This window comes from Caenimonas terrae, assembly GCF_042655405.1.
GTDB lineage: Bacteria > Pseudomonadota > Gammaproteobacteria > Burkholderiales > Burkholderiaceae_C > Ramlibacter > Ramlibacter terrae_A.
The window spans coordinates 367,917-390,484 of sequence record NZ_JBHSMF010000015.1 but is presented as its reverse complement, the minus strand read 5'-3'; the positions used below and the strand labels follow the sequence as shown (position 1 = coordinate 390,484).

23 protein-coding genes are annotated in these 22,568 nt (G+C 68.1%); 12 read left to right on the top strand and 11 right to left on the bottom strand.

Annotated features, from left to right (window positions below):
- Nucleotides 1-3 precede the first annotated feature (3 nt).
- From ACFPOE_RS23885 to ACFPOE_RS23865, 5 genes are all read right to left on the bottom strand, one after another.
- Complete coding sequence (locus ACFPOE_RS23885; RefSeq protein WP_376852845.1) at nt 4-816, bottom strand: N-acyl homoserine lactonase family protein; 813 nt, start codon at nt 814-816, stop codon at nt 4-6.
- A gap of 85 nt (nt 817-901) precedes the next feature.
- Nucleotides 902-1,285, bottom strand: coding sequence for a hypothetical protein (locus tag ACFPOE_RS23880; protein ID WP_376852844.1), 384 nt, complete (start codon nt 1,283-1,285; stop codon nt 902-904).
- A 7-nt stretch (nt 1,286-1,292) separates the two neighbouring features.
- A complete protein-coding gene (locus ACFPOE_RS23875; RefSeq protein ID WP_376852843.1) occupies nt 1,293-1,742 on the bottom strand; it encodes a hypothetical protein in 450 nt (149 codons plus the stop codon).
- Nucleotides 1,743-1,836: 94 nt separating this feature from the next.
- Entirely contained in the window at nt 1,837-2,301 is a 465-nt protein-coding gene (locus tag ACFPOE_RS23870; RefSeq protein ID WP_376852842.1) for a metallophosphoesterase family protein, read from the bottom strand.
- 5 nt (nt 2,302-2,306) lie between these two features.
- Nucleotides 2,307-4,184, bottom strand: a complete 1,878-nt coding sequence (locus ACFPOE_RS23865; protein ID WP_376852841.1) for an ABCB family ABC transporter ATP-binding protein/permease — start codon at nt 4,182-4,184, stop codon at nt 2,307-2,309.
- Nucleotides 4,185-4,228: 44 nt separating this feature from the next.
- Between ACFPOE_RS23865 and ACFPOE_RS23860 the strand changes: the two genes are divergently transcribed.
- Both ACFPOE_RS23860 and ACFPOE_RS23855 read left to right on the top strand, forming a co-directional pair.
- Nucleotides 4,229-4,669 carry an acyl-CoA thioesterase gene (locus ACFPOE_RS23860; RefSeq protein ID WP_376852840.1) on the top strand — a complete coding sequence of 147 codons (441 nt, stop codon included), beginning with the start codon at nt 4,229-4,231 and terminating at the stop codon, nt 4,667-4,669.
- Nucleotides 4,666-5,889 (top strand): hypothetical protein, encoded by a 1,224-nt coding sequence (locus ACFPOE_RS23855; RefSeq protein ID WP_376852839.1) that lies wholly within the window; start codon nt 4,666-4,668, stop codon nt 5,887-5,889. The genes ACFPOE_RS23860 and ACFPOE_RS23855 overlap by 4 nt, the downstream gene beginning before the upstream one ends.
- Nucleotides 5,890-5,895: 6 nt before the next feature.
- On the opposite strand, the gene ACFPOE_RS23850 is transcribed toward ACFPOE_RS23855, so the two are convergent.
- Nucleotides 5,896-6,726: a crotonase/enoyl-CoA hydratase family protein gene (locus tag ACFPOE_RS23850; RefSeq protein WP_376852838.1), complete on the bottom strand. Its 831-nt coding sequence runs from the start codon at nt 6,724-6,726 to the stop codon at nt 5,896-5,898.
- A 116-nt stretch (nt 6,727-6,842) separates the two neighbouring features.
- On the opposite strand from ACFPOE_RS23850, the gene ACFPOE_RS23845 reads away from it, so the two are divergent.
- From ACFPOE_RS23845 to ACFPOE_RS23800, 10 genes are all read left to right on the top strand, one after another.
- Nucleotides 6,843-7,718: a branched-chain amino acid ABC transporter permease gene (locus ACFPOE_RS23845; protein WP_376852837.1), complete on the top strand. Its 876-nt coding sequence runs from the start codon at nt 6,843-6,845 to the stop codon at nt 7,716-7,718.
- Between the two features lie 42 nt (nt 7,719-7,760).
- Complete coding sequence (locus ACFPOE_RS23840; RefSeq protein WP_376852836.1) at nt 7,761-8,837, top strand: branched-chain amino acid ABC transporter permease; 1,077 nt, start codon at nt 7,761-7,763, stop codon at nt 8,835-8,837.
- Nucleotides 8,837-9,637: an ABC transporter ATP-binding protein gene (locus ACFPOE_RS23835; protein WP_376852835.1), complete on the top strand. Its 801-nt coding sequence runs from the start codon at nt 8,837-8,839 to the stop codon at nt 9,635-9,637. Before ACFPOE_RS23840 ends, ACFPOE_RS23835 begins: the two co-directional genes overlap by 1 nt.
- A 17-nt stretch (nt 9,638-9,654) precedes the next feature.
- The gene (locus tag ACFPOE_RS23830) at nt 9,655-10,431 is read left to right on the top strand and encodes an ABC transporter ATP-binding protein (RefSeq protein ID WP_376852864.1); all 777 of its coding nucleotides are present in this window, start codon (nt 9,655-9,657) and stop codon (nt 10,429-10,431) included.
- Nucleotides 10,428-10,592: a hypothetical protein gene (locus ACFPOE_RS23825; RefSeq protein WP_376852834.1), complete on the top strand. Its 165-nt coding sequence runs from the start codon at nt 10,428-10,430 to the stop codon at nt 10,590-10,592. The genes ACFPOE_RS23830 and ACFPOE_RS23825 overlap by 4 nt, the downstream gene beginning before the upstream one ends.
- On the top strand, nt 10,589-12,442 hold the full coding sequence (locus ACFPOE_RS23820) for an AMP-dependent synthetase/ligase (RefSeq protein WP_376852833.1): 1,854 nt from the start codon (nt 10,589-10,591) through the stop codon (nt 12,440-12,442). The genes ACFPOE_RS23825 and ACFPOE_RS23820 overlap by 4 nt, the downstream gene beginning before the upstream one ends.
- 185 nt (nt 12,443-12,627) lie before the next feature.
- A complete protein-coding gene (locus ACFPOE_RS23815) occupies nt 12,628-13,794 on the top strand; it encodes an ABC transporter substrate-binding protein (protein ID WP_376852832.1) in 1,167 nt (388 codons plus the stop codon).
- Between the two features lie 254 nt (nt 13,795-14,048).
- Complete coding sequence (locus ACFPOE_RS23810) at nt 14,049-15,209, top strand: ABC transporter substrate-binding protein (protein WP_376852831.1); 1,161 nt, start codon at nt 14,049-14,051, stop codon at nt 15,207-15,209.
- Between the two features lie 36 nt (nt 15,210-15,245).
- Nucleotides 15,246-15,722, top strand: coding sequence for a hypothetical protein (locus ACFPOE_RS23805; RefSeq protein WP_376852830.1), 477 nt, complete (start codon nt 15,246-15,248; stop codon nt 15,720-15,722).
- 62 nt (nt 15,723-15,784) lie between these two features.
- Nucleotides 15,785-15,955 (top strand): hypothetical protein, encoded by a 171-nt coding sequence (locus ACFPOE_RS23800; RefSeq protein WP_376852829.1) that lies wholly within the window; start codon nt 15,785-15,787, stop codon nt 15,953-15,955.
- 123 nt (nt 15,956-16,078) lie between these two features.
- Here the strand turns inward: ACFPOE_RS23800 and ACFPOE_RS23795 are convergent, their stop codons facing one another.
- The 5 genes from ACFPOE_RS23795 to ACFPOE_RS23775 form a co-directional block, all read right to left on the bottom strand.
- Nucleotides 16,079-16,564 carry a thioesterase family protein gene (locus ACFPOE_RS23795; protein ID WP_376852828.1) on the bottom strand — a complete coding sequence of 162 codons (486 nt, stop codon included), beginning with the start codon at nt 16,562-16,564 and terminating at the stop codon, nt 16,079-16,081.
- Entirely contained in the window at nt 16,561-17,709 is a 1,149-nt protein-coding gene (locus ACFPOE_RS23790; protein WP_376852827.1) for an acyl-CoA dehydrogenase family protein, read from the bottom strand. The genes ACFPOE_RS23795 and ACFPOE_RS23790 overlap by 4 nt, the downstream gene beginning before the upstream one ends.
- Nucleotides 17,706-19,586: an ATP-binding protein gene (locus ACFPOE_RS23785; RefSeq protein WP_376852863.1), complete on the bottom strand. Its 1,881-nt coding sequence runs from the start codon at nt 19,584-19,586 to the stop codon at nt 17,706-17,708. Before ACFPOE_RS23785 ends, ACFPOE_RS23790 begins: the two co-directional genes overlap by 4 nt.
- Before the next feature lie 8 nt (nt 19,587-19,594).
- The gene (locus ACFPOE_RS23780) at nt 19,595-20,773 is read right to left on the bottom strand and encodes an acyl-CoA dehydrogenase family protein (RefSeq protein WP_376852826.1); all 1,179 of its coding nucleotides are present in this window, start codon (nt 20,771-20,773) and stop codon (nt 19,595-19,597) included.
- A gap of 125 nt (nt 20,774-20,898) precedes the next feature.
- On the bottom strand, nt 20,899-22,509 hold the full coding sequence (locus ACFPOE_RS23775) for an acyl-CoA carboxylase subunit beta (RefSeq protein ID WP_376852862.1): 1,611 nt from the start codon (nt 22,507-22,509) through the stop codon (nt 20,899-20,901).
- Nucleotides 22,510-22,568: the final 59 nt, after the last annotated feature.

Below are 22,568 nucleotides of genomic sequence, written 5' to 3'. Positions count from 1 at the left end.
CCGTCAGCGCGCCGCCGCCGGGAACGGCGGCAGCTTGCCGATGTCGCGCGGGTCGTGCTGGATGATGACGGTGGCCTTGAGATTCTTCTCGATCTGCTTGAGCCGCTCCAGCGATGCGATGGTGTCGGCCCGGTCGTAGTTGAAACCCGGCACGCCGTTGTTCGCGTAGTTCTCGTGGAAGTGCGCCGCGTCGCCGCTCAGCAGCACCGCGCCTTTCTCCTTCAGGCGCACCAGCAGCGCCTGGTGCCCGGGCGTGTGGCCGGGCGTGCGCAGGATCACCACGGTTCCGTCGCCGAACACGTCCTTGTCCGCCGCCTGCTGCTCCAGCTTGCCGCCGCCGCTGATCCAGTGGGTGAAGGCCGCCACGTTGGCGCCCGCCATCGGCTTGGGTGCGGTCAGCGCCGCCCATTCGCGCTCGCCGATCAGCAGCGTCGCCTCCGGCAGCGAGGGCAGCTGCCCGGTGTGGTCGGCGTGGAAGTGGCTGATGCCCACGTACTTCACCTGCTCCGGCCGCACCTTGAGCTGGGCCAGCTGCTCCAGCAGCGACACCGTCGGCGCGCTCGGGTTCGAGCCCGGCAGGTAGCCCGTGTCCCAGACCATGTAGTCGTCGCCGTGCCGCACCAGGTAGCAGCTGAACGTGAAGGGCATCTTCGGGTCGCTGTAGGCGAAGGTGTCGCTGAAGCGGCGCTGGTCGTTGAAGCCGGTGCCGCACTCCAGCCGGGTCAGCGTCACCTCGGGGGCGGGCTGGGCCGAGGCGCCGAGCGCGGCGCACAACAGGGCGCTGGCGGCCACCAGCGCGCGAAGGATCGTTGGCATGGGCTTGTCTCCTGTGAGTCGATGGGGGGCCGGCGCCACCGACTGCGCGCCGCTCGCCGCCGATGGTACGCCGGCTTGCCCTGCCTCACTTCGCCTTTTTGAACACCGTGGCCCAGACGTGGACGTCGCTCATCTCCGCCGCGCCGGATTCGACCGAGTCATCGACCCGCACCACGTCCCCGCCAAGCGCGCAAGCTTTCGCCCGAAGTTCGGCGTGCGCGTCATCGCGCAGGGAGACCCTGCCGCCGAAGAAGACGTTGCGCTGGATATGCGATTCGATCTTCGCCACCACCCGGTAGGCGGCGACGTCGCGGCTGCCCGCTCCCACCACGTCGACATGGCAGGCGCCGGCCCGGGCAGGAAGATCCGGGCCGACGCGCTCGACCTTGGTGACCGTGCTGCAGGCACCGAGCAGGGCCAGCAGGGGCAGCAGCCCCCACCGGCACCGCATCGCGGTTGGCGATGGCATCGCCGCCTTATCGCGCGCTCATCGCGACCATCTGGTCGACGATCTGGCAAGACCAGGCCTTCTGGCCGGCGCCGCCGACGAAGCCGGTCTTGGTCGCCACGGTCACGAAGGTCCGGTTGCCCTGCACCGGGCTCAACGAGATCGACAGCTCCTCGCCGCCGCTGCCCACCAGCAGGCCGATGTGGCGGTTTCGCTGGGCCTTGACCTGGTTGGCGGTCTTTTCGCTGACGGTGGAGTCGATCGCTGCGAGCACCTTGGTGGCGATTTCCATCGAAGCGCCGACGTTCTTCCCGAGCAGCACGGAAGCGTCATAGCAGCCCTCCCCCTTTACCGGCTGGTTCAGCTTGTACGAATCGCTGTACTTGTGGCCGCTGGTCTGCAAACCCGCGCAGCCTGCCATCGCGACGCACGACGCCACCGCCAGCACCCGGAAACCCACCCATGATCTGTTGTTCATTCTTGGTCCTTTGTTTGCATATGAAAAGGCCGGCGATGTCGCCGGCCGCGCGCAGTCTTCACCGCGCTGCCATCCGTGTCAACGGTGGCATTCCCTATGCATAGGACAGCTCGACGATCCGCGCCGTCACCGCGCCGCCCGCTTCGATCACCAGTTGCGCCACGCTCACCGGCAAGCGGAAGCGGCGCGGCCCGGCGCTGCCGGGGTTCACGTACAGCACCGCGCCGCGCTGCTCCACCAGCGGCTTGTGGGAATGGCCGCTCACCACCACGCCGACGCCCAGCGCCGCCGGGTCGATCGCCAGCGCCTTCAGGTCGTGCAGCACGTGGATGCGCACGCCGGCCAGCGCAATGGTTTCGGTCTCGCCGATCGCCTGCGCCCAGTCGTCCGTGTCGACGTTGCCGCGCACCACCGTCAGCGGCGCGATGGCGCGCAGCTGCTCCAGCACCTCGGCGTTGCCGATGTCGCCGCCATGGACGATGTGCTCGCTGCCCTGCAGCGCGGCCAGCGCCTGCGGCCGCAGCAGGCCGTGCGTGTCGGAAATCAGGCCCACCCGCATGCTGCCTACATCCCCATCACTTCTTCGAAGCGCGGCTCCGCCGCCTCGCCGCTTTGCTGCTGCAATGCCCACATCTCGGCGTAGCGGCCGCCGCGGGCCAGCAGCTCGTTGTGGCTGCCACGCTCCAGGATGCGGCCGGCGTCCATCACCAGGATCTCGTGGGCGTCCACCACGGTGGACAGCCGGTGCGCGATCAGCAGCGTGGTCTTGTTCTGCGCCGCGCTTTTCAGTTCCGCCTGGATGGCGCGTTCGTTGGCCGAGTCCAGCGCCGAGGTCGCCTCGTCGAAGATCAGGATCGGCGGGTCCTTCAGCAGCGTGCGCGCGATCGCCACCCGCTGCTTCTCGCCGCCCGACAGCTTCAGCCCGCGTTCGCCCACCATGGTCTGGTAGCCCTTGGGCGTGGACTCGATGAAGCCGTGGATGCGCGCCGCCCGCGCGGCCTCCTCGATCTGCGCGCGGCTGGAGCCGGGCCGGCCGTAGCCGATGTTGTATTCCACCGTGTCGTTGAACAGCACCGTGTCCTGCGGCACGATGCCGATCGCCTGCCGCACGCTGGACTGCGTCACGGCGCGGATGTCCTGGCCGGCGATGGTGATGCGGCCGGACGGCACTTCCGGATGGCCCGGGATGCCGACGTCGTAGAAGCGGTACAGCAGCCGCGCCAGGGTCGACTTGCCCGAGCCCGAGGGCCCGACCACCGCCACCGTCTTGCCCGCGGGGATCTCGAAGCTGACGTCGTGCAGGATCGGCCGGCTGGCTTCATATGCGAAGTTGACGTGCTCGAAGCGGACTGTCGCCTGCTCCAGCCCGGCCAGCGGCTGCGCCCCGGGCCGGTCGGCGATCTCGCGCTCGCGCTCCATCAGCGCGAACATCTTGTCCAGGTCCGTGAGGCTCTGCTTGATCTCGCGGTACAGCACGCCCAGGAAATTCAGCGGGATGTACAGCTGGATCATGAAGGCGTTGACCATCACCAGGTCGCCCAGCGTCATGCGGCCGTCCACCACGCCCTGGGTCGCGCGCCACAGCATGGCCACCAGGCCGACGGCGATGATCAGCTGCTGGCCGGTGTTGAGCATCGACAGCGTGGTCTGGCTTTTCAGCCGCGCCTTGCGCAGCCGCTGCAGGCTCTCGTCGTAGCGGCTGGCCTCGAAGCCTTCGTTGTTGAAGTACTTCACTGTCTCGTAATTGAGCAGCGAGTCGATCGCCTTGGTGTGCGCGGCGGAATCGAACTCGTTGGCCTGCTTGCGGTACTTGGTGCGCCATTCCGTCACCGTCACGGTGAAGACGATGTACAGCACCAGGGCGATCAGCGTGATCCAGGCGAACCAGGCGTCGAACTTGATGCCCAGGATCGACAGCACCAGCACCACCTCGATCAGCGTCGGCACGATGCTGAACAGCGAATACGAGATCAGCGATTCGATGCCGCGCACGCCGCGCTCGATGTCGCGCGTCATGCCGCCGGTCTGCCGCTCCAGGTGGAAGCGCAGGCTGAGCGCGTGCAGGTGCTGGAAGGTTTCCAGCGCGATGCGGCGGGCCGCGCCCTGGGTCGCCTTGGAGAAGATCAGCTCGCGCAGCTCGGTGAAGAGGGAGGTGGACAGCCGCAACAGCCCGTACGCCAGCAGCAGGCCGACCGGCACCACCAGCACCGCGGCCGGGTCGCCGGGCTTGAAGGACATCTTGTCCACCAGCGTCTTGAGCAGCACCGGCACGCCCACGTTGGCCAGCTTGGCGCCCACCATGAACACCAGCGCGCCCACCACGCGCCACTTGTACTGCCACAGGTAGGGCAGCAGGCGCTGCAGCGTCGCCCAGTCGGATTTGTCCGGGCGGGCGGTGGCGGGCGGCGCGGAGGTGGAGGCAAGTTCGGCGGCGCGGCGCATCAGGGACAATCGGAAAAAGACACCATTGGATGGAGATTGTGCCCATGTCCGCCGAAACAAGCCCTCACCCCACCGATGCCCGCGGCGCCAGCGTCGCCTTGCCGACCGAGGGCGAGCTGGTGCTCAAGGTCATCCCGATGCCGGGCGACTGCAACGCCAACGGCGACATCTTCGGCGGCTGGGTGATGGCGCAGGTGGACCTGGCCGGCTCGGTGCTCCCGGCCCGCCACACCGGTGGGCGGATGGCCACCGTCGCCGTCAAGGAGTTCGTCTTCAAGCAGCCGGTGCGGGTGGGCGACATCCTGTCCTTCTATTCGGTGGTGACGCGGATCGGCCGCACCTCGGTCACGGTCAAGGTGGAAGTGTTCGCCGAGCGCTTCCACTCGCAGGGCCAGTACGTCAAGGTGACGGAGGCCTCGGTCACCTACGTGGCGATCGACGCCAGCGGCCGGCCGCGGCAGATCGGGCAGGGGACGCCGGCGTGACGCTGACCTACCGCGCGCTCTGCTACCTCCACGCCTTCGACCACAAGCTGCCGATCCAGAACGGCCTGGCGCTGGAGAGCGTGCTGCGCACCGCGCGGCTGGACTATTCGGTGCAGAGCCTGGAGCGGATCGACGTCCTGCTGGACGCCCTGCGCACCACCGGCAAGATCCGGCAGGACGACGACCTGGACGACCCGGCCAAGCAGAACCTGCTGTACCTGCTGGCCTTCTATGTCGGCGAGGTGATCGGCCGCAGCCTGGGCGCGGCGCCGCAATGGGCCAGCTACGAGGAGATGGCGGCGAGGGAACGACAGGTCAACGACCCGCATTTCGAAAACAGCGTCACACTGCTGTTTGCGCCCGGGCTCACCCCGCGCACCGCCTGGCTGCTGCCGCTGGCGTCCATCTGTTCGCGCCTGTTCGACCGGCCCGTGACCAAGAGCGTGCTGTTCAGCGCCGGCCTGATGCTGCCGCCCGAATCGCTGCGCAAGCCGGCGGCGCTGCGGCCGCTGCCGCCGCTGGTGCCGCCCGCCTGGCCGGTGGCGCTGGCGCCGGCCGTGATCGACGCGCCGCCGTGGGCCGCCGGGGACGACCTGCACTACCTGTTCGACAACGCCCAGTCGATGCTGCGCGAAGGCCGCGTGGTCTGGGGGGCGGTGGTGCAGGCCAACAACGCGCTGTTCCAGCCCGGCCCCATGGCCGGCGCGCCCGGCGAGATCCTGTACGACCCGCAGGGCCGGGTGCCGGATGCGGACCTGCACGCCATGGCGCGGATGCTGCTCTCGCTCAAGGGCCGCCGCCCCGACGTGCCGGAACTGGCCTCGATCGCGCAATACCTCGGCGACGAACAGGTCCGGGTGTTCGGGCTGGACCTGCCGCCCTCCATCTCGCCCTACCCGCTGAAGGTCTCGTCCACCTGGTTCGACCGCCAGCACCTGCCCGGCGGCGTGCTGGCGCAGCCGCTGATCCCGGTGCTGGTCAGCGACGCCCACCCGGGCGCGGTGTTGCCGCTGCCCGCCGGTTCCTGGCCCGACAACCTGCGCCAGGCCTGGTCGCCGGCCGGCCTGCAGCCGATGGCGGACAGCCCGGTGGTGGAGGCCGCGCCCGCGGCCCCCGTGCCGGATCCGGAACCGGCGCACCGGCAGCCCGCCAGCCTGGCCGGGGACGGTCCGCAACGGGTCCGCGGCGGCTCGCTGCTGGGGCGCCTGCTCAAACGCTAGGCATCGCTAGAAGCGTCCGTGCCGGCCTGCGCCGCCGGCGAAGCGGGCCGCGCCTTCGAAGCCGTCGGCGATGCGCTGCTTGCCGCGCTCCCACTCCTGGTGCAGGGCCTGCGGCAGCGGCAGGTCCCACTGGCGGTAGGCGCTCATGCGGTCGGCGTTCATGGTCGCCTGCGGAAAGGCGCACAGCTGGCGCGCCAGCGCGATCGCCGCCTCGCGCGCCTGGCCGGTGGCGACCACCCGGTTGGCCAGCCCGATCTGCAGCGCCTCGGCCGCCTCCACTTTCCTGCCGGTCAGGATCAGGTCCATCGCATGGCCCATGCCCACCAGCCGCGGCAGCCGCACCGTGCCGCCGTCGATCAGCGGCACGCCGAAGCGCCGGCAATAGACCCCGAAGTACGCGTCCTGCTCCATCACCCGCATGTCGCACCACAGGGCCAGCTCCATCCCGCCGGCCACCGCGGCGCCGCTGACGGCGGCGATCACCGGCTTGGACAGCAGCAGCCGGGAGGGCCCCATCGGTCCCAATGGTCCGGTGGCCTGCTCCCGGCCCGGCTGCGGGACCGCCTGCGCCGGGTCGAAGTCCAGGTCCACCAGCACCCCGGCGCCGCCGGCGCGCCCCGCCATCTTCGCCGCCGCCTGCAGGTCCCAGCCGGCGCAGAAATGGCCGTTGGCGCCGTGGAAGACCGCCACCCTGGCCTGCGGGTCCGCCTCGAAGGCGACGAACGCCTCGTACAGGGCGCGCGCCGTGTCGGCGTCCACCGCGTTGCGCACGTCGGGACGGTCCAGCGTCACCACCGTCACCTGCTCCAGCTTGTCGATGCGGACTGCTTTTTCCATCCCCGGATTACAACCGAATCGATGCCGCGTCGGCGACAGATTTCGGGACAACCCTGTACAGGAAGAACCCGCTGCGCAGCTATAACCGTGGGCCACGACCGCAGACCTGGAGCAACGTGCAATTCATTCAACTGGTGATCAGCGGCATCGCGCAGGGGTGCATCTACGGGCTGATCGCGCTGGGCTTCGTCCTCATCTACAAGGCCACCGAGACCGTCAGCTTCGCCCAGGGCGAGCTGATGATGCTGGGCGCCTTCTGCGGGCTGGCGGCGATGACCTTGTTCGGCTTTCCGTTCTGGCTGGCGGTGCTCGGCGCGATCGCGGTGATGGCGCTGTTCGGCGTGCTGCTGGAGCTGGCGGTGATCCGCCCGATCCTGGGCCAGCCGGCCTTCTCCATCGTGATGCTCACCATCGGCATCGGCTACGTCGCCCGCGGCCTGATCACCACCATCCCGGGCATCGGGACGGAGACGCACACGCTGCCGGTGCCGTACAAGGACCAGGTCTGGAACGCCGGCGCGCTGGTGCTCAACGCCGAGCAGATGGTGGTGATCGCCTCCACCGCCGTGCTGTGTGCGCTGCTGTTCGCGGTGTTCCGCTACAGCAAGGTCGGCATCGCGATGCAGGCCACCTCGCAGAACCAGCTGGCGGCCTATTACATGGGCATTCCGGTCAAGCGGCTCAACTCCCTGGTGTGGGGCCTGGCCGCCGCCGTGGCCGCCATCGCCGGCCTGCTGCTGGCGCCCATCACCTTCGTGCACGCCAACATGGGCTTCATCGGCCTGAAGGCCTTCCCGGCGGCGGTGGTCGGCGGCTTCGGCAGCCTGCCCGGCGCCATCGTCGGCGGCCTGGTGATCGGCATCGTCGAATCGCTCTCCGGCTTCTACCTGCCGGAAGGCTTCAAGGACGTCGCCGCCTACATCGTGGTGCTGCTCATGCTGATGGTGAAGCCGAACGGGCTGTTCGGGGAAAAACTACGAAAGAAAGTTTGATTGGGGACAGACCTTCAGCTCTGTCCCCAACTGATTAGAACGATGCGTTTCATCTTCAAGACCGACTACGGCCAGGACATCAAGCTGGCCCAGCACGGCGGCCACGTGTTCTGGTACGGCGCGCTGGGCCTGCTGCTGGCCGCCGCGCCCTGGATCTTTCCGGAATACTGGCTGGCCCAGCTCACCTTCGTGCTGATCTACGGCATCGTCGGCCTGGGGCTGATGCTGCTGGCCGGCTTCACCGGCCTGTTCTCGCTGGGCCACGCCGCCTTCCTGGGCGTCGGCGCATACACCCAGGCCTACCTCACCGGCCACGGCGTGCCGTTCCCGCTGGCGCTGGCCTGCGCCGCGGCGCTGTCCGCCGCCGTCGGCGTGGTGGTGGGACTGCCGGCGCTGCGCGTGAAGGGCATCTACCTGGGCATCGCCACCCTGTCCTTCGGCTTCATCGTGGAGGAGGTGTTCGCGCGCTGGGAGAGCGTCACCGGCGGCAACTCGGGCCTGCGGCTGGAGCCGCCCAAGATGTTCGGCTGGTCGCTAGGCTCCGGCCCGGCCTTCTATTTCCTGTGCCTGGTGATCGCGGTGGCCGCCACCCTGGCCATCCTCAACCTGCTGCGCTCGCCGACCGGCCGCGCCTTCGTCGCCATCCGCGATTCCGAGATCTCGGCCCAGAGCATGGGCATCAACCTGGCGCGCTACAAGACGCTGTCGTTCGCGCTGTCGGCCGCGCTGGCCGGCATCGGCGGCGCGCTCTACGCCCACAAGCTCAGTTTCATCTCGCCCGACCAGTTCGACATCCTGCAGTCGATCGACCTGCTGCTGATGGTGGTGATCGGCGGGCTGGGCTCGGTGCACGGCGCCTTCCTGGGCGCCATCTTCCTGATCTCCATGCCGCAGCTGATCTCGCTGACCAAGGACTACCTGCCGCCGGTGATCGGCCAGGCCCCGGGCCTGCAGTCGGTGGTGTACGGCGCGGTGCTGATCGCCTTCGTGCTGTTCGAGCCGCTGGGCCTGTACGGCCGCTGGCTGAAGGTGCGCACCTGGTTCCAGCTGTTCCCGTTCTACCGCAAGGGCCTGTTCAAGCGGCAGAAGAGTTTCACCAAGTCGGATCGGCTGCGGTGATGAGCGACATCCTTCTCTCCGCGAAAAACCTCAGCGTGCGCTTCGGCGGCGTGCTCGCGGTCAACAACGTCAGCTTCGACGTCAAACGCGGCGAGGTCTTCACGCTGATCGGCCCCAACGGCGCCGGCAAGACCACGGTGTTCAACCTGATCAGCCGCATCTACACGCCGACGACGGGGACCATCGACTACCAGGGCAAGGTCCTTACCGAGCAGCCGCCGCACCGGATCGCGTCGCTGGGCATCGCCCGCACCTTCCAGAACATCGAGCTGTTCGAGCACGCCACCGTGCTGCACAACCTGCTGATCGGCCGCCACACCCACAGCAGCACCGGGGTCTGGAGCGAGATGTTCTTCACCGGCAAGGTGCGCCGGGCCGAGGTCGCGCACCGCGAGAAGGTGGAGCAGGTGATCGAACTGCTGGACCTGCAGCACCACCGCGATTCGATGGTGGCCGGCCTGCCCTACGGCGTGCGCAAGGTGGTGGAAGTGGCGCGGGCGCTGTGCACCGAGCCCAAGCTGCTGCTGCTGGACGAGCCGTCGTCGGGCCTGAACGTAGAAGAGACCGACGACATGGCGTTCTGGATCCAGGACATCCGCGACGAGCTGGGCATCACCGTGCTGATGGTGGAGCACGACATGAGCCTGGTGTCCAAGGTGTCGGACCGCGTGCTGGCGATGAACCAGGGCGAGGTGCTGGCCACCGGCACGCCGCGCGAGGTGCAGAACCATCCGGGCGTGATCGAGGCCTACCTCGGCTCGGTCGACGACGTGTCGGCGTTGCGCAGGGAGGTCGCTTGAGTCTGAATCCTCCCTCCATCAGCGACCTGCCCGTGCTCAAGCTCTCCAACGTGGAGAGCGCCTACGGCCCGATCAAGGCGATCCGCGGCGTCAGCCTGCAGGTGCGGCGCGGCGAGATCGCCACCGTGCTGGGCTCCAACGGCGCCGGCAAGACCACCATCCTCAAGACCATCTCCGGCATCATCGACCCGCGCAAGGGCAGCATCGAGTTCAAGGGCAGCGCCATCACCGCCCGCGACCCGGCCTACATCGTGCAGCAGGGCCTGTCGCACGTGCCGGAAGGGCGCGAGGTGTTTCCGCTGCTGTCGGTGCGCGACAACCTGGTGATGGGCGCCTACACCCGCAAGGACCGGGACGGCGTGGCGCGCGACATGGAGACGGTGTTCAGCTATTTCCCGATCCTGCGCGAGCGCTCGGCGCAGGACGCCGGCCTGCTGTCCGGCGGCCAGCAGCAGATGCTGGCGATCTCGCGGGCGCTGATGGCTGCGCCCGACCTGATCCTGCTGGACGAGCCGAGCCTGGGCCTGAGCCCCAAGCTCACCCGCGAGATCTTCGAGATCGTGGTGCGGATCAACCGCGAGCGCGGCACCACCATCCTGCTGGTGGAGCAGAACGCCAACATGGCCCTGAACGCCTCCGATTACGGCTACGTGCTGGAGAACGGCCGCATCGTGATGGAAGACACCTGCGCCAGGCTGCGCGAGAAGGAAGACATCAAGGAGTTCTACCTGGGCATGAAGGAAGAAGGCGTGCGGGGCGAGCGGCGCTGGAAGAAGAAGAAGAATTGGCGATGAAAGAGAAATTCGGGGGCAAGGACGCAGAAAGCGCGGAAGCCACGCAGAAAACGCAAAAGACCGCCATGAAAACATTTCAGAATTTTTTTCTGCGCCCTCTGCGTTGCTTCTGCGTCTGCTGCGTCCGGCTGTCCGCATTCACTGCAATGGAGCGCACGTGAGCAAACTCTGGGACCTCTCCCAAATCAAGCCGGAAACCCGCGTGGTGCTGGAAGGCGACACCATTCCCGCGATGTTCTGGAACGGCGTCGCCCGGCGCGGCGACCAGGTCTGGATGCGGCAGAAGCAGCTGGGCATCTGGCGCAGCTGGAGCTGGAAGCAGACCGGCGAAGCGGTGCGCGAGATCGCCGGCGGCCTGCTGGCGCTGGGCTTCCAGCCGCATGACACGGCCTCGATCCTGTCCAACACCGTCGTCGAATGGGTGCTGGCCGACCTGGCGGTGCTGTCGGCCGGCGGCGTCTCCAACGGCATCTACCCGACCGACGCCGCCTCGCAGGTGCATTACCTGTGCGAGGACTCGCGCACCAGCATCCTGTTCGTGGAGGACGACGAGCAACTGGACAAGGCACTCGAAGTGCGGGCGCAGCTGCCGGGCCTGAAGAAGATCGTCGTGTTCGACATGGAAGGCCTGCGCGACCTGCAGGACCCCGGCGTCATCAGCCTGGCGCAGCTGCGCGCCATGGGCCGCGACTACAACGCGGCGCATCCCGACGAGGTCATGCAGCGGGTGAAGGCCTGCCGCCCCGACCACCTGGCGATCCTGGTCTACACCTCCGGCACCACCGGCAAGCCCAAGGGCGCGATGCACAGCCACAAGGGGCTGGTCTACACGGTGCACGGCTACAACACGCTGGTGGCGCAGGACGAGCACGACGAGCGCATGTGCTTCCTGCCGCTGTGCCACATCGCCGAGCGGCTGGGCGGCGAATACCACGCGCTGTACACCGGCGCCATCCTGAACTTCGTCGAGAACCCGGAGACGGTGCCGGAGAACGTGCGCGAGATCTCGCCCACCGTGTTCACGGCCGTGCCGCGGGTGTGGGAGAAGTTCTATTCCGGCGTGATGATCGCGCTGAAGGAAGCCAGCCCGCTGCAGCAGAAGGCCTACGCCTGGGGCATCGGCGTCGGCACGCAGATCGCCGACAAGGTGCTGGCCGGGCAGCCGGTCGGCAGCCTGCTCAAACTCAAGTTCATGCTGGCGCGCTGGATCGCGCTGAACAACGTGCGCAAGATGATCGGCATCCACCGCGCGCGCTTCCTGGTCACCGGCGCGGCGCCGATCTCGCCCGAGCTGGTCAAGTGGTACCTGGCGCTGGGGGTGCCGATGCTGGAGGTGTGGGGCATGACCGAGTCGTGCGGCGCCGCCACCGGCGTGCCGGTCACGCGCATCAAGCCCGGCTCGATCGGCCCGGCGGCGTCCTACAACGAGGTGAAGCTGGACCCGCAAACCGGCGAGATCCTGGTGCGCGGCGGCAACGTCTTCATGGGCTACCTGAACCAGCCGGAGAAGACCGCCGAGACGGTCGATGAGGAGGGCTGGCTGCACACCGGCGACGTCGGCGTGGTGGACGAGGAGGGATTCTTCCGCATCACCGACCGGATGAAGGACATCATCATCACCGCCGGCGGCAAGAACATCACGCCCAGCGAACTGGAGAACGAGCTGAAGTTCTCGCCCTACATCACCGACGCGGTGGTGATCGGCGACAAGCGGCCCTACCTCACCGTGATCGTGATGATCGACCAGGAGAACGTCGAGAAATTCGCGCAGGACAACGACGTTCCCTTCAGCAACTACGCCAGCCTCACGCGCGCGCCGCAGGTGCAGGCGCTGATCCAGGCCGAGATCGACCGCGTCAACAGGAAGTTCGCGCGGGTCGAGCAGATCAAGAAGTTCTTCCTGCTGGACACCCAGCTCTCCGCCGAAGACGAGGAGCTCACGCCCACCATGAAGCTCAAGCGCAAGCTGGTGCAGACAAAGTACTCGCCGCAGATCGAGGCCATGTATTGAATGGCGGGAGCGGGATCGGGGACAAGGACGCAGAAGACGCAGAAGCAACGCAGAAATCGCAGAAACAAACCGAATGAAGTCTTGAATTCAATCCTTCAACTGCCTTCTTTTGCGTCTTCTGCGTTGCTTGTGCGAATTCTGCGTCCGGCTGTCGTATTGGTTTTTCAACGAAGGAGACAGAGTCAATGAAGTTCAAGTCCACCCTGGCCGTCGCGGCCATGACACTGGCGGCGAGCGCGGCCTTGGCGCAGCAGCAGGGCGTCAGCAAGAACGAGATCCTGGTCGGCACCATCCAGGACATGTCGGGGCCGCTGGCCGGCTACGGCAAGCAGGCCAAGGCCGGCATGCAGCTGCGCATCGACGAACTCAATGAGCAGCAGGGCAGCGTCCATGGCCGCAAGATCCGCCTGATCGCCGAAGACGACGGCTACGACCCGAAGAAGGCCGTGCTGGCGGCGCAGAAGCTGGTCAACCAGGACAAGGTGTTCATCATCGCCGGCCACCTGGGGACGGCGCAGAACATGGCAGCGATGCCGGTTCAGTTCGAGAAGAACATCGTCAACTTCTTCCCGATCACCGCGGCCCGTGAGATGTACGAGCCGTACCACCGGCTGAAGTACTCCTTCGCCGCCACCTACTACGACCAGCTGCGCATCGCCCTGCCCAAGCTGGTGAAGGAGAAGAACGCCAAGAAGGTCTGCGTGATCTACCAGGACGACGACTTCGGCCAGGAGGTGCTCAAGGGCGGCGAGGCCGGCCTGAAGTCGATCGGCATGGAGTACGCGGAGAAGACCAGCTACAAGCGCGGCGCCACCGATTTCTCCTCGCAGGTTGCCAAGATGAAGGCCGGCGGCTGCGAGGTGGTGGTGCTGGGCACCATCATCCGCGAGACCATCGGCAGCGTGGCCGAGTCCCGCAAGACCGGCTTCAACCCGGTGTTCATCGGCTCCAGCGCCCTCTACTCCGACCTGATCCACAAGCTGGGCGGCAAGGCCATGGACGGCATCTACGGCACGATGACGGTGCAGCACCCGTACCTGGACGAGGCGTCGCAGCCGCTGCGCTTCTGGGCCAACAAGTACAAGACCCGGTTCAACGAAGACCCGACCGTGTTCTCGGTGTACGGCTACAGCATCATGGATTCGTTCATCAAGGCCGCGCAGAAGGCCGGCCCCAACCTCACCACCGACAGCTTCGTCAAGGCAATGGACACGATGACCTTCGAGCCCGACATGTTCGGCGCGCCCAGGTCCAGCTTCAGCGCCACCAAGCGCCTGGGCAACGACCTGTCGCGCCTGTCGCAGATCCAGAACGGCAAGTGGGTCGTGGTGTCGGACTACGTCAAGCCCTGAAGGCGGGCACGGGGACGGGGACGGGGACGCAGAACACGCAGAAAAGGCAGTTGAATGATTGGATTCAATCTTCAATTCTGTTTTCTTCTGCGCTTTCTGCGTTGCTTCTGCGTCCTCTGCGTCCGGCTGTCCGCATTCAAAAAGGCCGCTTGAGGGCGGCTTTTTCATGGGCGCCTCAGTAGATCGCCGCTTGACATCGGCGGCCATGGGAAAAGAATGCGGAAGCATTCATCCCCAATCGCAGGAGCGCCTCCATGACACTGAAGATCGCCACCCTCGCCGTCCTCACCCTCGCCGCCTCGCTGGCGGGCGCGCAGACCCAGGGGGTCAGCAAGAACGAGATCCTGATCGGCACCATCCAGGACATGTCGGGGCCGCTGGCCGGCTACGGCAAGCAGGCCCGCAACGGCATGCTGCTGCGCATCGACGAGATCAACGAGCAGGGCGGCATCCATGGCCGCAGGCTCCGGCTGATCGCGGAGGACGACGGCTACGACCCCAAGCGCGCGGTGCTGGCGGCGCAGAAGCTGGTCAACCAGGACAAGATCTTCATCATGGCCGGCCATCTGGGGACGGCGCAGAACATGGCCGCGATGCCGGTGCAGTTCGAGAAGAACGTGATCAACTTCTTCCCGATCACCGCCGCGCGCGAGATGTACGAGCCCTTCCACAAGCTCAAATACTCGTTCGCCGCCACCTACTACGACCAGATGCGCACCACGCTGCCGGTGCTGGTCAAGGAAAAGGGCGCCAAGAAGGTCTGCTCGATCTACCAGGACGACGATTTCGGCCTGGAGGTGCAGCGCGGCGCCGACGCCGGCCTGAAGACGCTGAACATGGAGATGGCGGAAAAGACCACTTACAAGCGCGGCGCCACCGATTTCTCCTCGCAGGTGGCGAAGATGAAATCCGCCGGCTGCGACCTGGTGGTGCTGGGCACCATCATCCGCGAGACCATCGGCACCATCGCCGAATCGCGCAAGACCGGCTTCAACCCGGTGTTCCTCGGCTCCAGCGCGGTCTACACGGACCTGATCCACAAGCTGGGAGGCAAGCCGATGGACGGCCTGTACGCCACCATGACGGTGCAGCATCCCTACCTGGACGAAGCATCGCAGCCGATCCGCTTCTGGGCCAACAAGTACAAGACCAAGTTCAACGAGGACCCGACCGTGTTCTCGGTCTACGGCTACGACATCATCGACACCCTGTCCAGGGCGGTGCAGAAGGCCGGGCCGAACCTCAGCACCGAGAGCTTCATCAAGGCCATGGACACCATGGTGGTGCCGCCCGACATGTTCGGCAGCGCCCAGGCCACGTTCAGCCCGACCAAGCGGCTGGGCAGCGACCTGTCGCGGCTGTCGCAGATCGTCGACGGCAAGTGGAAGGTGATCTCGGATTATCCGAAGCCCTGAGCCTTTCCCGTGGCCGTGGGGCACTACGATGGGAGCATGCAACGGCTCGCCATCCACTGCGCCCTTGCCTGCTCGGCCGCCCTGCCCGTGCTGGCCCAGGGCAACGCCGACCTGATGAAGACGCCGGCCTGCCTGGCGGCACGCCAGCAGTTGGACGCCGCGCTGGCGGCCAGCGGGCCGCGCGAGCGGCTGGCAGCGGCGCGCGAACGGGCGGCGCTCGCCTGCTTCGGCGTCAAGCCAGCCGCGCCGCCGGAAGGCCGCTTCGTGCCGCCGCCGGTCGCCACCGAGCCGATCCGCCTGCGGCCCGAAACCGCGCTGGCGCCGCCGCCCGCGGCCAGGGCACAGCCCGCGCCGCTGCCTCAGTTGCCAGTCCCGCGTGCTCCCGCCGTCACCACCTGCGACGCCGCCGGCTGCTGGGACAGCAATGGAACGCACTACGACCGGCAGGGCCCGGTTCTATTGGGCCCGCGGGGCGTTTGCACCATGCAAGGCGGGGTCATGAACTGCCCCTGAGAGGCCTTTCCCGCACTGTGGCCTAATAGAGGGTTGTCACCATCCCGTTTCCGGAGCACCCCATGGGCAACAAGATCGTTACCGAAGCCGACCGCAAGGCCACCCCCGCAGTCAAGCCCATCGCCGGCGTCAGCCTGCGCCGCAACGGCGGCGGCCAGAAAGTCAGCCTGGAGCGCGGCAAGGCCACGCGCAGCAAGAAGAACCCGGGCAAGCGTCCGCACAAGGGGGGTTGATCACTTGGAAAATCGCTTGGGCGATTTTCCAAGTGGTTTGATCGGTGTGAAGCGGACCGGCGAAGCCGGATCCGCTCACAAAGGGAACCGGTCTGCGCGTTGCTGCGACCGGTTCGTCGAATCTCAAGACACGATGTAAGCGCCCGCGCCGCTGGCCAGCAAGGTGCCGTCGGCACCGAAGAACTCCATCCGGGTCGAGGCCACGCGCGAGCCCAGCCGCATCACCTCGGCCCGCAGCTCGAAGCTGCGGCCGATGGCCGGGCGCAGGTAGTCGACCCGCAGGTCGATGGTCCCCAGCTTGGTGAAGCGCTGCAGCCGCTGCGCCGGCGCTTCGTCCATGTGGCGCGCGCCGATCGCCGCCATCACGGCCAGCCCCGCCATCGAATCCAGCCCCGCGCTGATCACGCCGCCGTGCAGCCGGTTGTGCAGGAAGTTGCCGACCAGCTCCGGCTTCATGCCGATCCGGCCCGTCACGCCGTCGGGCCGCAGGCTGGTGATCTTCAGGCCCAGCACCTGGTTGAACGGGATGCCGTCGTCGAACATGCCGATCAGGGCGGCGACGAACTCGGGCTCGAACGCGAAGGGCGGCTCTGGCGGCGGCTTGGTCATAGCGCCAGCTGCCTCGCGGCCAGGTCCTTCATGATCTCCTCGGCGCCGCCGCCGATCATCATCACCTTGACCTCGCGGTAGATCCGCTCGCTCTTGGTGCCGCGCATGAAGCCCATGCCGCCCAGGATCTGCACCGCCTGGTCGGCGCAGAACTGCATGGCCTGGGTCGAATGGTTCTTCAGCATGCAGACCTGCGCCACCCAGTCGGCAGACTGGTCGCCGGCGTCCGCCCGGGCCGTCACCGCGTCCAGCCACGCCTGGGTGGAAGCGATGCGCATCTGCATGTCCACCAGCTTGTGGCGGATCACCTGCTTGTCCACCAGCGCGCTGCCGAAGGCCTGGCGCTGGCGCGCCCAGTCCAGCGCCTCGTCGTGGCAGGCCTGCGCGAAGCCCAGCGCCATCGCCGACATGCCGAGCCGCTCGCCGTTGAAGTTGCCCATGATCATGCGAAAGCCGCCGCCCTCCTCGCCCAGCAGGTAGCGCGCCGGCACCCGCACGCCGTCCAGCCGCAGGTGCGCCGTGTCGGAGCACCACCAGCCCATCTTGTCCAGCGCGGTGCGCGACAGGCCGGCCGCGTCCCCCGGCACCAGCAGCATCGAGATGCCGCCGGCGCCCTTGCCTTCCGACGTGCGCACCGCCATCGTGATCCAGTCGGCCCGCATGCCGGAGGTGATGAACACCTTCTCGCCGTCGACCACCCAGTCGCCGCCGTCGCGGCACGCCGTGGTGCGCAGCGCCGCGACGTCGGAACCGCCGCCCGGCTCGGTGATGGCCAGCGCCGCGATGCGCTCGCCGCGCAGCACCGGCGGCACTACCTCCTGCTGCAGCTCCGGCGCGCCGTGGCGCAGCACCGGCGGCAAGCCAATGTTCAGCGAAAACAGGCTGGCCATCAGGCCGCCGCTGCCGCTGTGGCGCGCCATGATGGTGGAGACGGCGTTGCGCAGCGCGAACGGCGCCGGCGTGCCGCCCAGTGCCTCGGGATAGCCGAGCCCGAGCAGGCCCAGCGCCGCCGCCTCGCGGTACAACGTGCGCGGAAATTCGCCGGCCTCGTCCCAGGCGTTGATGTGCGGCGCGATGCGCTCCAGCGTGAAGCGCCGGACGCTGTCGCCCAGCGCCCCGATGTCCTGCTGCAGTTCCGTTGTCATGGCCTTGCCTCGAAGGTGACCAGCAGCTGGCCGGTGGCTACCTGCTGGCCGGCCTGCGCATGCACCGCCTGCACGACCGCGCCGCGGCTGGAGGCAAGCGCGTGTTCCAGCTTCATCGATTCGAGCACCAGCAGGGTCTCGCCGTGCGCCACCGCGGCGCCGGCCGCGGCGTGCACCGCGATCACGCGGCCGTTGAAGGGCGCGCGCAGTTCGCCGCCGCCCGCCGCGGCGCCGCCGGCATTGGGCGGCTCGAAGGATGCGTCCTCGACGAACAGGTCCACCGCGCCCACCTGCACGTGCCAGCGGCCGTCGTCCAGGCGGACGCAGGCGGCATTGGCCGGCCGCAAGCTCCGGATGCCGGCCGTCGATTCGACGTCGAGCCGGCCGTCCGCGCGCTCCTGCACGCGCAAGGCCAGCAGTTCCTCACGGTGGCGCAGCCGCAGCGGCCGCGGAAACGGGCAGGCCAGCCCGTGATCCTGCCGGGCCGGGAACAGCGCCGCCAGGCCGGCGGCCGGAGCCGCCTCGCTTTCCCTGCCGCGCAGCGTGCGGCGCAAGTCCGCCGCCTGTTCGGCAAGAAACGGGATCAACGCCTGGCCGCTGCGGAAGGTCGGATGGTCGATGCAGGCGGCCAGCAGCGCGCGGTTGGTCGGCAGGCCAAGCAACTGCAGCGCGTTCAGCGCCGCCAGCAGCTGGTCGATCGCCTGGTCCCGGGTCGGGGCGTAGGCCACCAGCTTGCCCAGCATGGAGTCGTAATGCGGCGAGACGGCCATGCCTTCGGCGATCGCGTGGTCGAAGCGCACATCGGCCGGCGGCAGGAAGTGCAGCACCGTTCCCGCATGCGGGCGGAACTCGTCGTCCTCCGCGCACAGGCGCACCTCGATCGCATGGCCGTCGCAGCGCACTTGCTCCTGCGCCAGCGGCAAGGCTTCGCCCTGCGCCACCCGAAGCTGCCACTCCACCAGGTCCAGCCCGGTGACCATCTCGGTGACCGGATGCTCCACCTGCAGCCGGGTGTTCATCTCCATCAAGAAGAACTCGCGTCCCTCCAGCAGGAATTCCACCGTGCCGGCGCCGACGTAGCCGGCCGCCTGCGCCAGCAGCACCGCGGACTCGCCCATCCGGCGGCGCAGCGCCTCGTCCACCGCGGGGCTGGGTGTCTCCTCGACCAGCTTCTGGTGGCGCCGCTGCACCGAGCAATCGCGCTCGCCCAGGTGGATGCAGTGGCCGTGGCTGTCGGCGACCACCTGCACCTCCACATGGCGCGGCTGCAGCAGGGCGCGTTCCAGCAGCAGGTCGCCGCAGCCGAAGGCGGACTGCGCCTCGGAGCGGGCGCTGCGCACCGCCTCGGCCAGTTGCTCCGGAGAGCCGACCAGCCGCATGCCGCGGCCGCCACCGCCCGCCGCCGCCTTCACCATCAGCGGAAAGCCGATCCGCAGCGCCTCGCTGGCGAACCGCTGGTCCGACTGCTCGCCGCCGTGATAACCGGGCAGGCAGGGCACGCCGCGCGCCTGCGCCAGCTGCTTGGCGGCCGCCTTGTTGCCCAGCGTGCGGATCGCGTCCGGTGGCGGCCCGACCCACACCAGCCCGGCGTCCAGCACGGCCTGCGCGAAGTCGGCGTTCTCGCTGAGGAACCCGTAGCCCGGATGCACCGCGTCGGCGGCGCCGGCGCGCGCCGCGGCGATCAGCTTGTCGATGCGCAGATAGGAGTCCGCCGAGGCCAGGCCGCCCAGCGCCTGCGCCGTCGTCGCTTCGCGCACGTGCAGCGCGTCGGCGTCCGCATCCGAATACACCGCGACGGTTTCCATGCCCATGCCATGCGCGGTGCGCAGGATGCGGCGCGCGATCTCGCCGCGGTTGGCGACCAGCAGGCGGCGGATCTTGTGCATCACTTGGCGGACGGCGGCCGCTTGGCCACGCCCATGGTCTTGGCCAGGATCTGCAGCATCACCTCGTCGGCGCCGCCGCCGATGGAGGCCAGCCGGCCGTCGCGGAACATGCGCGAGACCTTGTTCTCCCAGGTGTAGCCCATGCCGCCCCAGAACTGCAGGCAGGTGTCCGGCACCTGGCGGTTCAGCCGCCCGGCCTTGAGCTTGGCCATCGAGGCCAGTTCCAGCACGTCCTGTCCGCCGACGTACAACTCACCGGCCCGGTACGTGAGCGCGCGCAGGCTTTCCACTTCGGTCTTCAGCTCCGCCAGCTTGAATTGCACCCATTGCTGGTCGGCCAGCGCGGCGCCGAACAGCTTGCGCTCCTGCGCCCACTCGATGGTCCAGCCGATGCAGTTGGTCAACGACTGCAGGCAGCTGGCCGCGGCCCACAGCCGCTCTTCCTGGAACTGCTGCATCTGGTAGATGAAGCCCTGGCCCTCGGCGCCGATCCGGTTGCGCTGCGGCACCCGCACCTCGTCGAAATAGATCAGGCCGGTGTCCGAGGAGTTCATGCCGATCTTGCGGATCTTGCGCGCCACCTCGATCCCCTTGCGCAGCTTGCCGTCCTCGCGCAGCGGCACGATGACCAGCGACTTGTTCTTGTGCGCCGGCCCTTCGCCGGTGTTCACCAGCATGCACATCCAGTCGGCCTGCAGGCTGTTGGTGATCCACATCTTCTGGCCGCTGATCACGTAGTCGTCGCCGTCCTTGCGCGCCACGCTCTTGATGGCGGACACGTCGCTGCCGGCGCCCGGCTCGCTGACGCCGATGCAGCTGACCATGTCGCCGGCGATCGCCGGCGCCAGGAACTCGCGCTTGAGGTCGTCGCTGCCGAAGCGCGCCAGCGCCGGCGTCGCCATGTCGGTCTGCACGCCGATCGCCATCGGCACGCCGCCGCAGTGGATGTGCCCCAGCGTCTCCGCCATCGCCATCGCGTACGAATAGTCCAGACCCGCCCCGCCGTGCTCCGGCGGCTTGGTCAGCCCCAGCAGCCCGAGCTCGCCCAGGCCCTTGAACACCTCGTGCGCCGGAAAGATCTCCGCTTCTTCCCACTCGTCCACGTGCGGATTGATCTTCTCGTCGATGAAGCGCTTGAGCGTCTTCTGGATTTCCTGGTGCTCGTGGGTGAATTGCATTTCCTGTCTCCGGTGAGGTGGTTGGCAGGGAGGCCCGTTGTGAACGCAGGGGACGCAGAAGTTACGCGGACTTTTCTGCGGCTTCTGCGAGTCTTTGCGTCCTCTGCGTTCAAGAATTTCTTGCGTCACATTCTCGCCACGCCGAACTGCATCGGCCGCAACTCGCGCGCAGCGGCCTGCGCAATGGTGTCGAGGCAGAACGAAAGAACGTCGCGCGTGTCGCGGGGATCGATGACGCCGTCGTCGAGCAGCAGGCCGGAGGTGTAGAAGGCGTCGGCCTGCGACTCGAACAGCGCCACGATCCGGTCGAACTGCGCCTGCGACTGCGCCGGGTCGGGCTTGATTCCTTTGCGCGCGAGGCCGGCCTCGGCGACGATCTGCATGGTGCGGGCGGCCTGCTCGCCGCCCATCACGGCGGTGCGCGCATTGGGCCAGCTGAACAGAAAGCGCGGCGCATAGCCGCGGCCGCACATGCCGTAGTTGCCGGCGCCGAAGCTGGCGCCGCACTGGATGGTGATCTGCGGCACGGTGGCATTGGTCACGGCCTGGATCATCTTGGAGCCGTGCTTGATCATGCCGCCCTGCTCGCTCTCCTTGCCCACCATGTAGCCGGTGGTGTTCTGCAGGTAGACGATGGGGTGGCCCAGCTGGCACATCCACTGGATGAAGTGCGTCGCCTTGTTGGCGCCGGCGACGTCGATCGGGCCGTTGTTGGTGATGAAGCCCACCGCATGGCCGCCGATCCCGGCCTGCACGCAGACCGTCGCCGCGCCGTAAAGCGGCTTGAACTCCAGCAGGTCGGAGCCGTCGACGATGCGGGCGATGACCTCGCGCATGTCCACCGGTTCGCGCAGGCTGGCCGGCATGAGGGACAGGAGGTCGTCGGCGGGATAGCGCGGGCCGCAATCCGTTCGGGCCGAGCCTGGCCTGTCCTGAGCTTGTCGAAGGGTCGAAGGGTTCGCGTGGGCTTGGACAGGCTCGGCCCGAACGGTGTTAGCGGTCCTGGCCACGATGTCCCGCGCCATCCCCAACGCCTCCCGGTCATCCTCCGCCAGATACTCCCCCAGGCCCGAGACCGAGGTGTGCATCTCGGCGCCGCCCAGTTCTTCCTCCGTCGCCACTTCGCCGGTCGCGGCCATCAGCAGCGGCGGGCCGGCCAGGAAGGCGCGCGAACGCTTGCGCACCATCACCACCACGTCCGACAGGCCGGGCATGTAGGCGCCGCCGGCGGTGCCGGAACCGTGCTGCACGGTGATCACCGGAATGCCGGCCGCCGAGAGCCGCGCCAGGTTGCGAAACAGCGCGCCGCCCTGCACGAAACCCTCCACCCGGTACTTCAGCAGGTTGGCGCCGGCGCTCTCCACCAGGTGCAGGAACGGCAGCTTGTTGGCCAGCGCGATCTCCTGCACCCGCAGGATCTTGTCCAGCCCCATCGCCTGGATGGCGCCGGCGTCGATGCCCGAGTCGCTGGCTACCACCATGCAGCGCACACCCGAGACGAAGCCGATGCCGGCGACCATGCCGCCGCCGGGCACGGATGCGGCCGGGTCCTTCGTGTCCTGCATGTAGCCGGCCAGCGAACACAGGGGCAGGTACGCAGCGCCGGGGTCGAGCAGCAGCGCAACCCGCTCCCGCGGCAGCAGCTGGCCGCGCTTGTCGAACACCGGCCGCGAGGCCGCCGACGCCGCGCCCGGGCGCTGCTCCAGCGTCCGCAGCTGCTCGATGCGCGCCAGCATGGCGGCGCGGCGCTCGGCCGCCTGCGGCCCTTGCGCGTTCCAGGACGATCGGTAGGCCG

Coding starts and splice junctions, on each gene's coding strand:
- ACFPOE_RS23885 (WP_376852845.1), bottom strand. CDS start 816: ATGCCAACGATCCTTCGCGCGCTGGTGGCCGCCAGCGCCCTGTTGTGC.
- ACFPOE_RS23880 (WP_376852844.1), bottom strand. CDS start 1,285: ATGCCATCGCCAACCGCGATGCGGTGCCGGTGGGGGCTGCTGCCCCTG.
- ACFPOE_RS23875 (WP_376852843.1), bottom strand. CDS start 1,742: ATGAACAACAGATCATGGGTGGGTTTCCGGGTGCTGGCGGTGGCGTCG.
- ACFPOE_RS23870 (WP_376852842.1), bottom strand. CDS start 2,301: ATGCGGGTGGGCCTGATTTCCGACACGCACGGCCTGCTGCGGCCGCAG.
- ACFPOE_RS23865 (WP_376852841.1), bottom strand. CDS start 4,184: ATGCGCCGCGCCGCCGAACTTGCCTCCACCTCCGCGCCGCCCGCCACC.
- ACFPOE_RS23860 (WP_376852840.1), top strand. CDS start 4,229: ATGTCCGCCGAAACAAGCCCTCACCCCACCGATGCCCGCGGCGCCAGC.
- ACFPOE_RS23850 (WP_376852838.1), bottom strand. CDS start 6,726: ATGGAAAAAGCAGTCCGCATCGACAAGCTGGAGCAGGTGACGGTGGTG.
- ACFPOE_RS23840 (WP_376852836.1), top strand. CDS start 7,761: ATGCGTTTCATCTTCAAGACCGACTACGGCCAGGACATCAAGCTGGCC.
- ACFPOE_RS23835 (WP_376852835.1), top strand. CDS start 8,837: ATGAGCGACATCCTTCTCTCCGCGAAAAACCTCAGCGTGCGCTTCGGC.
- ACFPOE_RS23825 (WP_376852834.1), top strand. CDS start 10,428: ATGAAAGAGAAATTCGGGGGCAAGGACGCAGAAAGCGCGGAAGCCACG.
- ACFPOE_RS23815 (WP_376852832.1), top strand. CDS start 12,628: ATGAAGTTCAAGTCCACCCTGGCCGTCGCGGCCATGACACTGGCGGCG.
- ACFPOE_RS23810 (WP_376852831.1), top strand. CDS start 14,049: ATGACACTGAAGATCGCCACCCTCGCCGTCCTCACCCTCGCCGCCTCG.
- ACFPOE_RS23805 (WP_376852830.1), top strand. CDS start 15,246: ATGCAACGGCTCGCCATCCACTGCGCCCTTGCCTGCTCGGCCGCCCTG.
- ACFPOE_RS23800 (WP_376852829.1), top strand. CDS start 15,785: ATGGGCAACAAGATCGTTACCGAAGCCGACCGCAAGGCCACCCCCGCA.
- ACFPOE_RS23795 (WP_376852828.1), bottom strand. CDS start 16,564: ATGACCAAGCCGCCGCCAGAGCCGCCCTTCGCGTTCGAGCCCGAGTTC.
- ACFPOE_RS23790 (WP_376852827.1), bottom strand. CDS start 17,709: ATGACAACGGAACTGCAGCAGGACATCGGGGCGCTGGGCGACAGCGTC.
- ACFPOE_RS23780 (WP_376852826.1), bottom strand. CDS start 20,773: ATGCAATTCACCCACGAGCACCAGGAAATCCAGAAGACGCTCAAGCGC.
- ACFPOE_RS23775 (WP_376852862.1), bottom strand. CDS start 22,509: ATGCTGGCGCGCATCGAGCAGCTGCGGACGCTGGAGCAGCGCCCGGGC.